The organism is Promicromonospora xylanilytica, assembly GCF_054782895.1.
The window spans coordinates 1-9,798 of the sequence record NZ_BAAGRP010000055.1 but is presented as its reverse complement, the minus strand read 5'-3'; the positions used below and the strand labels follow the sequence as shown (position 1 = coordinate 9,798).

The window sequence follows — 9,798 nt, the reverse complement described above, 5'->3', positions numbered from 1 at the left end:
GGTGATTGGGGAGGTGAGGGAGATGGTGGAGGTGGTGGAGGGGGTGAGGTTGGGGATGAGGGGGAAGGGGTGGGAGGGGATGAGGGGGGTGGAGGTGGGCGGGGTGGAGAGGGGGATGGTTGGGAAGGTTGGGGAGGTGTGGGAGGGGAAGAGCGGGCGGGATGAGTCGCGGGGGTGGGACCCCCGCCCCAGCGGGGGTACGGCCCGCCCCGTGGTCGCGGGGCGGAGCGCCGGGGACGGCTGACGCGGGCCGATGGAGTTGCCGCCAACGACAACGGGGCCCGGACACCGAAGTGTCCGAGCCCCGTTGATCCGCCTACCCCGGGCCGGGTCAGGCCATGGTGTGCGTGGCACCAGCCGCCTCCTGCGCAGCGAGCCAGGCCATCACCTTCGAGCGCCGGTAGACCACCCGGCGCGGACCGAGCCGGAACGAGTCCGGGCCCTTGCCGGTGTACCGCCACCAGCGCAGCGTGTTCTCCGGCACGCCCAGAAGGTCAGAAACCTCCCGGGTGCGCAGCATCGGATCAGACTCCACGACGACCACTCTCCCTAGTTGTACCGAACTGTGGATTCCAGTGAAACATTTTTTCTAGTGGCTGTAAACAAGAATCGCCAGTACGGTTGGAGCGTGGCAGCAGACGAGCGAGACCTACACGTCGGACAGAACCTCACCAAGCATCGAGGCATCCGCAGCCAGAAGGCCCTTGCCGACTGGATGCGCAAGCGCGGCTGGAAGTGGTCCCAGGCCACGGTCTGGTCCATCGAGAAGGGAGACCGCCCCCTCAAATTCCTTGAGGCAGTCGACCTTGCCGACGCCCTCGACATCCGCATCGAAGACCTCTTGCAGGAACCCGAGCTGGCGACCGCGACGCGTGACGTCGCTGCCCGGACCCGCCGGACCCTCGCCCTAGCCGAACGCGCCACCGACGCACTCATCGAGTTCGAACGCGAGCGCCGTGACCTGGATGACGCGATCGACACTGGCGTGCGGCTCCCGGGCTGGGACCGGCTGGCCGACCACAACCAGATCGGCAACGCCCTGACCTACACCACCGAGGTCATTGCCGACATGGCCCGATCACAGGTAGAGCGGGAGCGCGATTCACTGCTCGCCCGCAAGGGCGATCCCGAGCGGGTCAAGCAGACCATCTTCGAACGCGAGCGCGTCTGGTTCATCCCCGACCAGTGGCGCGCCAGACGCGGCATGCCACTGCGCGAAGACCCCCAAGAGCCCCCGGATACCCCACAGGAAGGAAAGACTGATGGCGTCCATCAAGAAGAGACCAAACGGTAAGTGGCGCGCCCGCTACCGCGACGAGACGAAGCACGAACACTCCCGCCACTTCGACCGCAAGACCGACGCTCAGGACTGGCTGGATGAGGTCACCGCGACGGTCGTTACAGGCACGTACGCCGACCCCCGGCGCGGAGCGCTGACCTTCAACCAGTGGTGGGCCGCCTGGTCCGAGCGTCAGGTATGGGCGACCGGCACCACGGAGGCAGCAACTACGGCCTTCGAGTCGGTCACGTTCGGGTCGGTTCGGATGCGGGACATCCGACCCTCGCACCTGGAGAAGTGGGTCAAGGCGATGTCCCAGCCGACCAAGACCCGCAAGAAGGCCCTGGAGCCCTCGACCATCACGACACGGTTCAACTACGTCCGCGCAGCGTTCGGAGCGGCCGTTCGTGATCGCGTGATCGGCATCGACCCTGCGAAGAACATCAAGCTCCCTCGGCGCAGGCGCGCCGAGGCCGCGATGGCGATCCCCGAAGCGCTCGCCGTGCGTAAGGCACTGGAAGCGGCCCCGAAGTACTTCTCGGGCTTCATTGCTGTCTGCGCGTTCGCCGGCCTCCGACTCGGAGAGGCAGCCGGGCTCCAGGTCAATGACATCAACTTTCTGGGTCGCACGATCACGGTCAACCGGCAGATTCAGGGCTCCACCGCCGAGACGACGACGATCGAGCCGCCGAAGTACGGCTCAGAGCGGACCATTCACGTGCCGCGCGATCTGCTGACGATGATCTCCAGCCACATCGAGAAGTTCGCCCCACGCGGCGACGAGCGGTGGATCTTCTGGAACCCCAACGGAGACGAGCGCGGACTCTGGAACCGCAACAGCGCGTCACAGGCGTGGCGAACGACGCGCCGTCAGGTAGGGCTGGACGCCTACACGCTCCATGACCTACGGCACTTCTACGCGTCGGGCCTGATCGCCGACAACTGCGACGTCGTCACCGTCCAACGGGCTCTGGGTCACTCCAGCCCGACCATCACGCTCGGCACCTACGCGCACCTGTGGCCGAGCGCAGAGGACAAGACCCGAGCGGCGGCCACGTCGCTCATGCGGACCGTGCTGTCCGCACAGCCCGCGACCGAGGCCGCGAAGACCTCCTGACAGACCGGACGGGCGGCCACCGGTATCCCGGCAACCACCCGTCAGCCCGTGCTCATCGTCCGCTCTTGCGGACTGTGTGCGGACTGGCAGCCCAAAATAGGCTGCTGACCTGCGTGTTCACCGGTAGTTCGTGAACTGGAGGGCGAAGTCCAGGTCCGAGCCCTTCAGCAGCCCCATGACCTCCTGCAGCTGGTCGCGCGACTTGCTGGTCACGCGCACCTCGTCGCCGGTGATCTGCGTCTTCACGCCCTTCGGGCCCTCTTCGCGGATGATCTTGGTGACCTTCTTCGCGGACTCGCCCGCGAGCCCCTCCTTGAGGGTGGCCGCGAGGCGGTACTCCTTGCCGGACGCCTTGGGCTCCCGCTCGCCGACGTCGATCGACTTGAGGGAGATGCCGCGCTTGACCAGCTTGGTCTCGAAGACGTCGAGGGCCGCGAGCACGCGCTCCGACGAGTTGGCGACGATCACGATGCTCTCGCCGCTCCAGGTGATCGAGGCACCGACGTTCTTGAAGTCGTACCGCTGCGAGATCTCCTTCGCTGCCTGGTTCAGCGCGTTGTCGACCTCCTGGCGGTCGACCTTGCTGACGATGTCGAACGACGAGTCGGCCATGTCGTGCTCCTTCTACGTGACAACCGGACGCCCCTGCACGTCCGGTGGGATTCTGCACCACCGTATCCGGCGCGGCGCGCAAGGGACGAACGGATCGCGCAGGTCACCGGCCCAGACGGTCGGCGCCCGCGCCTCAGTACCGCGGCGGGGTGCCCCAGGGCGGGGCGTCGGGACCCGGCGTCGGCCCGCCGGACCAGCCGGGGCCGTAGCCGTCCGTCGGCCCGCCGGCCATCCCCTCGAGGCGACGGATCCGGTCCTTCATCGGCGGGTGCGTGGCGAACAGGCGCCCGATCCCGGCCCCTCGGAACGGGTTCGCGATCATCACGTGGGACACGTTGGTGAGCTCGCGGTCCTGCGGCAGCGGTGCACGCTGCGTGCCCTGCTCCAGCTTGGCCAGCGCGGAGGCCAGCGCCAGAGGGTCGCCCGTGAGGCGGGCGCCGTCCTCGTCCGCGTCGTACTCACGCGTACGGGAGATCGCCATCTGGATCAGCATCGCAGCCACCGGGGCGAGGAACGCCATGGCGAGCGCGGCCAGCGGGTTGCCGCCCTCGCGGCGGTCACCGCCACCGAAGAACAGCAGGAACTGCGCGAGCGCCGTGATGAGACCGGCCATCGCGGAGGCGACCGACGACGTGAGGATGTCGCGGTTGTAGACGTGCATCAGCTCGTGGCCCAGCACGCCGCGCAGCTCGCGCTCGTTCAGCAGCTGGAGGATGCCCTCGGTGCAGCAGACCGCCGCGTTCTTCGGGTTGCGACCCGTGGCGAACGCGTTGGGCGCCTTGGTGGGCGAGATGTACAGCCGGGGCATCGGCTGGCGCGCCGACGTCGACAGCTCGCGCACGATGCGGTGCATCTCCGGCGCCTGCAGCTCGGTGACGGGGTACGCGCGCATCGCCCGGATCGCCAGCTTGTCGGAGTTCCAGTACCCGTAGGCCGTGGTGCCGAGCCCGATGAGCACGAAGATCCAGAGCATGCCGGAACTGCGCCCGAGGAGGGCCCAGATCCCGAAGATCACGACCCACATCCCACCGAACAGCGCGGCGGTCTTCAGCCCGTTGTAGTGCCTGTGCATCGCACTCCTTTCCTCCCAGCCGAACGCCCCACGCCGTGCGGCGGTTCCCACGAGCATGATCTCGCACTGCGCTGAGGCACGAAAACGGCGTGAGCCCCGTACGGGACCCACGCCGTCTGCAGTCGACCGGAGGTCAGGCCTGCGGCCTGCTGATCGCGATCATCTCCTCGCGCGGCACGACCTTGACCCGCTCGCGGCCCTCTGCCTCGCCGAGGGACCGCTCGTGCGCGTCCAGCAGCTCCCAGCCGGACCACTCGACGTACTCGACGCCCTTGCCGGCGAGGAACTCGGTGACCTCCTCCGGAGCGCCCTGCGGTGCGGTGCGGCCGCCGTCCAGGTCGCCGGGGGCCTCGCCGTCGGCCACGCCGGTCACGTCCTCGACGAGGTGACGCACCGTCTCCGACGCGTCGGACTTGGTGTGGCCGATGAGGCCCACCGGCCCTCGCTTGATCCAGCCCGTCGCGTACACACCCGGGACCTGGTTGCCGTCGATGTCGACGACCCGGCCCTCGCGGTTGGTGATGACGCCCTTGACGTCGTCGTACGGGATCTCCGGCAGGGAGGAGCCGAAGTAGCCCACCGCGCGGTAGACGGCCTGGACCGGCCAGTCGACGAACTCGCCGGTGCCCTTGACGGTGCCGTCACCCTGGAGAGCGGTGCGCTCCGTGCGGAAGCCGACCACCTTGCCGTCCTCGCCGAGCACCTCGGCCGGGGCGTGCAGGAAGTGCAGGTGCAGGCGGCGCGAGGCCGTGTTCTGCGCCGGGTCCTTCAGCGTCCAGTCCACCAGGGTCTTCACGACCTGCTTGGTCTGGTTCGACGAGTTGATGGCCGACTCGGAGCCCTCGTCGAAGTCGAAGTCCTCCGGGTACACGACGATGTCGACGTCGGGCACGTGGCCCAGCTCGCGCAGCTCCAGCGGCGAGAACTTGACCTGTGCCGGGCCGCGACGGGCGAACACGTGCACGTCGGTGACCGGTGAGGCCTTCAGGAGGTCGTACACGTTGGCCGGGACCTCGGTGGGCAGCAGGTCGTCCGCGTGCTTGGCGAGGATGCGGGCCACGTCGAGCGCGACGTTGCCGGCGCCGATCACGGCGACCTGCTCCGCCTCCAGCGGCCAGGTGCGCGGCACGTCCGGGTGACCGTCGTACCAGGACACGAAGTCCGCTGCACCGTACGAGCCGTCCAGGTCGATGCCGGGGATGTCCAGCTCGGCGTCCTTGATGGAGCCGGTGGAGAAGATCACCGCGTCGTAGAACTGGCGCAGGTCCTCGAGCTTCACGTCCACGCCGTAGTCCACGTTGGCGAGCAGACGGATGTCTCCGCGGCTCAGCACACGGTGGAGCGCGACGATGATCTGCTTGATGCGCGGGTGGTCCGGGGCCACGCCGTACCGCACCAGGCCGAACGGCGCGGGAAGGCGCTCGAACAGGTCGATGCTCACGTCGAGGTCGGTCTTGGACAGGATGTCGCTCGCGTAGATGCCGGCAGGGCCGGCGCCGACGACGGCGACGCGCAGGGGTCGGGTGGTGCTCACGAAAGGGACGCCTTCCGGGTCGAGGTCAGGAGGGAAGCGAAGGCCGGTCCTGATTCTACCGACAGGGTAAGGATCGCCTCACCAGGCGTCTCACCTTTCACGCCCCGCGTGCCGGATCCTCACCTGCTGGGCTGTCCCGTGCTGACCTCCGCGATCGCGCGTCGCAGGCCCTCCGCGCCGCTGCCGCCCATGGCGCGAACAGGGCTGTACGCAGGGATGACGGTCGCGGACGTCGCGCCGTCGGACACCTTGAGGGCATCGATCGTCCGGGTCCCGTAGACGGCCTGCACCACACCGGCCTGCGCCGGACGCCGCACCGTCCAGGCCGGTGCGGTGCTGCGGCGACCGGCCCAGACCTCGATCTGACCGGCGGCGACCACCAGAGCCATGGGGCTTCCGCCGACACCCATCAGGCCGGGCACGGCGTTGGCGTACGCCCCTGCCTCCTCGACGGCCTCCGCGGTCGAGTATGCCGGGATGACGACGACGTCCTGGCGACCCTGCCGGGCGTTCGTCGCCACACCCCTGGAGCGACCGAGCATCACGGCGACCGTGATGCCACAGATCACGAGGACGACGAGGAGCGCGATCCACAGGGTGCTGTCGCCGATGCCGTCACGCTGGACGGTGAGGACGAGCCGCACGACCGAGACGAGGGCGAAGACGACGAGGGCGCCGATCCAGAGCTTCTTGCGGGCGTTCGCGTTCATGTCTGCTCCGATGGCGTAGCGGTCGGGGTGGGCTCGGGGCTCTGCTGTTCCTCGAGCCACTGCTGCTGGGACCACTCGTCGTAGCGGTCCTGGGCGGCCTCGCGGTCACGGTTCTCCAGCCACAGCACGCCGAGGAACAAGCCACCCGCCACCAACAGCGCGAGCAGGACGGGGACCGAGCGGCGCACCAGGTCCCACGGGTTCTCGAGGTCCTCGACCCTGCCGATGACGAAGCGGTATCCCCCGAGCACCCAGAAGACGAAGAAGCAGGCGACCAGAGCCAGGAGGATGCCCGTGACGACCACCAGCACGCCGGGGTCGTCCGCCGGGAGGGGCGGCGCCGCGGCGATCATCCGCGCACCACGGGGTGCAGTGAGAGGACTATCGCGTCGAAGAGCTCGAGCATCGCGTCACGGAGCGGCACGAACGGCGTGGTGAAAGACACCTGGAGAATCTTGTCGAGGCCACGACGCTCTGTCCAATAGTCGGCCCTGAGCTCGGGCAGCATCGGGTTGCCCTCCGCGTCGGTCCGCTCGATCTCGCTCTGCCGTACCGCGCGCAGCACCCACCCGTCGTCGAGCTTCTGCTGCTCGACGTCGGCGCCGGACAGCGAACCGGTGATGCTCGCGATCAGCTCGTCCTTGCTGGAGTCGGTCACCTGGTAGGGGAACACCCCCATGGTGCCGGTGATCGCGACGTCGCCGACGTCCATGCTGAAGACGGCCAGGCTGAGCCCACCCTCCTCGGCCGCACCGTGGGCGGCCTGGGCGAGGTGCTCGCGCGCCTCTCGCCGGGCACGCGCCCGGTCGTCCCGGCGGCCCAGCCGGCCGACGACGATCTTGCGCACCGCGCCGTCGATCTGCGCGGGGTCCGTCAGCGGGACGGTCCACCAGCCCCGCGGGTACACGAACGTCCACGAGGTGGCCGCCGCTCGCAACGAAGCGGCCGCGGCGGCCGGGAGGTCGGCCGGACCGTCGTCAGGCTCGGCCCCGAGGCCGGACCCCGAGCGCTCTGTCTCCGTGCTCATTCCAGCCCCAGCTCCCTCGACAGCGCCGAACCGGGCTTGACCCCGTAGTGGGCGTGCGAGATCAGATCAGTGACCTGCGCCTCGATCTCGTCCACCAGGTGTGCGTACACGCTCTGGAACTCGAGTCGCACGACCTCGTCCTTGGCCTCGCTGAAGAAGGTGTAGAACCAGTACAGGTTCAGCTCGCCCGCTTCGTTCACGGTGTCGATGATCTGCACCACGAACGGGCCGAGGTCCACCTCGCCCTCTCCCACGTCGTACGAGCTGATCGTCACGCCCGGCAGCCGCGGTACCTGCACCGCCTGCTTGCGGAACTTCCGGTACGCCTTGTTCGGGTTCCCCCGGTCAGGGGACGTCCTGATCAGCACGCCGGCGCGAACCTCGTGGTCGTGCTCGGCGGGAAGCCAGACGCCGGCACCCCACGCGTTGCCGTCCCCGTCCCCGACCGCGTCCTGGTCCATGGCACGGATGGCGCCGATCACCGCGGCGCTGTCCTTGCCCCACTCCCGGGTGGCGGCGATCTCCTCCGCGCCCTCGGCACCCGTGCCCGTGACCCAGAAGATCCAGTCCTCCCGGTCCGGAAAGGTGAAGACCTGATCCTCGTCCCACGGACGCCACTGCGCCTGGTCCTGCTCTGCCACTTGCCCCACCTCGTCTCTCACCACGTGCGCACGTCTCGATAGAGCAGCGTCGCATTGGCACCGATGTCCGCCGTGTACGGGACCAGTGCCGACCCGAAGCCACCGACCTTGGCCGGGTTGAGCGAGCCGAGCTTCCCCATGGTGCCGACATACCCCGTCGCGTTCTTCGAGAACTGCGCGATGTCGTCCGCGTTGCGCAGCACCTGGTACGCGCGCGCCGCCTCGCCGTGCCCCATGAAGTTCATGAACCGCGCCTTGCCGGTCAGCCCCGTGAACGACCCGGCCCCGGACTTGGCCCAGCTCATCGGGTTCAGCTTGGTGTACGGCACCGACTTGAGGCCCTTCGTGGCGGTGGACCAGGCGTTGCGCGCGGCCGCGCGGTTCACCGGGCTGCCGTACCTGGAGGCGCTCTGCGCCACCCGCTGCGCGCGTGACGAGCCCTGCGCCAGGCCCTTGGCGGCCGCCGCCTTGCCCGCTGCCCCGACGAGGCGCCCGACACCGAACGACGCGACACCGATCACGCCGAGCAGCACGTTCACCCAGTCGCCCTCGCCATGTGCCACCAGCGCGATGTCGGCGACGAGCGCGGCGACCGTCGCGATGATCGCGATGGCCGTCAGGATCTGGCCGAGGATCGGCACCCAGCCGAGGAACAGCGCCGCGATACCCGCCCACATGGCGATCTTGCCCGCCCACTTGGAGACGAAGTTGGCCACCTTGGAGCCCCACTTCTCCCACCAGCCGTCGTTGAGGTCGTCCGCCTCGACCGCGTCGGTGATCGCGTCCGCGGCCGTGCCTGCCTTGGTGTGCCAGCTGCTGACCACGCCGGGCAGCTCGTTGATGATTCCGTTGAGGACAGCTCGTGAGCTCTCGAGGTTGGAGTTCGCGGTGCTCAGTGCCGTACGCGTCGCCGGGTCGAGCTCCTCGCCGGAGGTCCGCGACGCCGAGACCGCGTCATCGAGGTTGCCCTGGGCCGTGCTGGCGCTCCGCTCGTCCGCCTCGACCGCGTCCTGCGCGATCCGCGCGCGGTCGAGCAGGGCCGACGCCGCGTCCTGGGCGTCCTGGTGGTCCACCGCGTACTGGGTCAGCGCGGAAGACGCCGCGCGATAGCGGGCCTCGGCCTTGTTGACCTCGCTCCGGACGTCCTCCGCCCGCTCGCGCAGCTTGTCGACCGCGTCGGACTCGAAGCCCTCCATGTCCTCCATGATCCCGAGCGAACGGTAGGCGTTCGCCATCGCGTTCGCGATCTCGCCGTAGTACGTCCCCGCCGATCGAGACACCTGCGGCTCACCAGGGATGGGGTTGGACGGTGCCAGTGGTTCCCAGCTCACGGTTCTACCCTTCCTCGAGGCTGTTGCCGAGCGTGTTGTCGACGTCCTTGAACTGGTCTCCCACAGCCGTGGTCAGCTCCGCAAGGTTCGCGATGCTCTCGCGCATCTTCTCGCGGCGGCCCTTCCACTTCGTGGAGAAGTCCCGGACGGCGCCCGCGAGCTTGTCGTCGCCGACGGCGTCGGCGACGGACTCCGCGTAGGCGTCTGCGCCCTCGAACTCGTTGACGATCGACGTCAGCTGGTCTCCGGTGTCGGTCAGCAGCCTGACGTCGACAACAAGTCGGTCACCCACGGTGTGCCTCTCTGTGTGCTTGTACGAAGTACGGACACATAGCGGGGCGGCTCCAGGCCACGGCCTGGAACCGCCCCGCTACGGACTGACTGAGGTCGGTCTCAGATGCCCGAGGCGAGCTGCTGGTCCGTGTCCTGCAGCGTCTGAGCGGCCTGCTCGAGGAACGAGGCCATACCCTCGATA

13 protein-coding genes are annotated in these 9,798 nt (G+C 68.8%); 3 read left to right on the top strand and 10 right to left on the bottom strand.

The window, feature by feature from the left end; genetic code table 11:
• On the top strand, positions 1-244 hold a 244-nt coding region (locus ACYVK7_RS17990), incomplete at its 5' end, for a hypothetical protein (RefSeq protein ID WP_460889086.1).
• Between the two features lie 87 nt (positions 245-331).
• Here ACYVK7_RS17990 and ACYVK7_RS17985 read toward each other — a convergent pair.
• On the bottom strand, positions 332-535 hold the full coding sequence (locus ACYVK7_RS17985) for a helix-turn-helix transcriptional regulator (protein WP_460889085.1): 204 nt from the start codon (positions 533-535) through the stop codon (positions 332-334).
• Positions 536-628: 93 nt separating this feature from the next.
• Here ACYVK7_RS17985 and ACYVK7_RS17980 point away from each other — a divergent pair, with 93 nt between their 5' ends.
• On the top strand, positions 629-1,294 hold the full coding sequence (locus tag ACYVK7_RS17980; protein WP_460889084.1) for a hypothetical protein: 666 nt from the start codon (positions 629-631) through the stop codon (positions 1,292-1,294).
• Entirely contained in the window at positions 1,263-2,396 is a 1,134-nt protein-coding gene (locus ACYVK7_RS17975; RefSeq protein WP_460889083.1) for a tyrosine-type recombinase/integrase, read from the top strand. The genes ACYVK7_RS17980 and ACYVK7_RS17975 overlap by 32 nt, the downstream gene beginning before the upstream one ends.
• Positions 2,397-2,513: 117 nt before the next feature.
• Here the strand turns inward: ACYVK7_RS17975 and ACYVK7_RS17970 are convergent, their stop codons facing one another.
• The 9 genes from ACYVK7_RS17970 to ACYVK7_RS17930 all read right to left on the bottom strand — a co-directional run bounded on the left by ACYVK7_RS17970 (position 2,514) and on the right by ACYVK7_RS17930 (position 9,615).
• A complete protein-coding gene (locus ACYVK7_RS17970; RefSeq protein WP_460889082.1) occupies positions 2,514-3,008 on the bottom strand; it encodes a YajQ family cyclic di-GMP-binding protein in 495 nt (164 codons plus the stop codon).
• Positions 3,009-3,141: 133 nt separating this feature from the next.
• Complete coding sequence (gene htpX / locus ACYVK7_RS17965) at positions 3,142-4,080, bottom strand: zinc metalloprotease HtpX (RefSeq protein WP_460889081.1); 939 nt, start codon at positions 4,078-4,080, stop codon at positions 3,142-3,144.
• Positions 4,081-4,213: 133 nt separating this feature from the next.
• Complete coding sequence (locus tag ACYVK7_RS17960) at positions 4,214-5,614, bottom strand: FAD-dependent oxidoreductase (RefSeq protein ID WP_460889080.1); 1,401 nt, start codon at positions 5,612-5,614, stop codon at positions 4,214-4,216.
• Between the two features lie 119 nt (positions 5,615-5,733).
• On the bottom strand, positions 5,734-6,324 hold the full coding sequence (locus ACYVK7_RS17955; protein ID WP_460889079.1) for a hypothetical protein: 591 nt from the start codon (positions 6,322-6,324) through the stop codon (positions 5,734-5,736).
• The gene (locus ACYVK7_RS17950) at positions 6,321-6,677 is read right to left on the bottom strand and encodes a hypothetical protein (protein ID WP_460889078.1); all 357 of its coding nucleotides are present in this window, start codon (positions 6,675-6,677) and stop codon (positions 6,321-6,323) included. Before ACYVK7_RS17950 ends, ACYVK7_RS17955 begins: the two co-directional genes overlap by 4 nt.
• Positions 6,674-7,351, bottom strand: coding sequence for a hypothetical protein (locus ACYVK7_RS17945; RefSeq protein ID WP_460889077.1), 678 nt, complete (start codon positions 7,349-7,351; stop codon positions 6,674-6,676). Before ACYVK7_RS17945 ends, ACYVK7_RS17950 begins: the two co-directional genes overlap by 4 nt.
• On the bottom strand, positions 7,348-7,992 hold the full coding sequence (locus ACYVK7_RS17940; protein ID WP_460889076.1) for a hypothetical protein: 645 nt from the start codon (positions 7,990-7,992) through the stop codon (positions 7,348-7,350). The genes ACYVK7_RS17945 and ACYVK7_RS17940 overlap by 4 nt, the downstream gene beginning before the upstream one ends.
• A gap of 17 nt (positions 7,993-8,009) precedes the next feature.
• The gene (locus ACYVK7_RS17935) at positions 8,010-9,323 is read right to left on the bottom strand and encodes a hypothetical protein (RefSeq protein ID WP_460889075.1); all 1,314 of its coding nucleotides are present in this window, start codon (positions 9,321-9,323) and stop codon (positions 8,010-8,012) included.
• 4 nt (positions 9,324-9,327) lie between these two features.
• A complete protein-coding gene (locus ACYVK7_RS17930) occupies positions 9,328-9,615 on the bottom strand; it encodes a hypothetical protein (RefSeq protein WP_460889074.1) in 288 nt (95 codons plus the stop codon).
• Positions 9,616-9,798 lie beyond the last annotated feature (183 nt).

What these genes read in the sequence shown, in the direction of transcription:
- ACYVK7_RS17975 (WP_460889083.1), top strand. Translation starts at nt 1,263, where the DNA reads ATGGCGTCCATCAAGAAGAGACCAAACGGTAAGTGGCGCGCCCGCTAC.
- ACYVK7_RS17970 (WP_460889082.1), bottom strand. Translation starts at nt 3,008, where the DNA reads ATGGCCGACTCGTCGTTCGACATCGTCAGCAAGGTCGACCGCCAGGAG.
- htpX (WP_460889081.1), bottom strand. Translation starts at nt 4,080, where the DNA reads ATGCACAGGCACTACAACGGGCTGAAGACCGCCGCGCTGTTCGGTGGG.
- ACYVK7_RS17955 (WP_460889079.1), bottom strand. Translation starts at nt 6,324, where the DNA reads ATGAACGCGAACGCCCGCAAGAAGCTCTGGATCGGCGCCCTCGTCGTC.
- ACYVK7_RS17950 (WP_460889078.1), bottom strand. Translation starts at nt 6,677, where the DNA reads ATGATCGCCGCGGCGCCGCCCCTCCCGGCGGACGACCCCGGCGTGCTG.
- ACYVK7_RS17945 (WP_460889077.1), bottom strand. Translation starts at nt 7,351, where the DNA reads ATGAGCACGGAGACAGAGCGCTCGGGGTCCGGCCTCGGGGCCGAGCCT.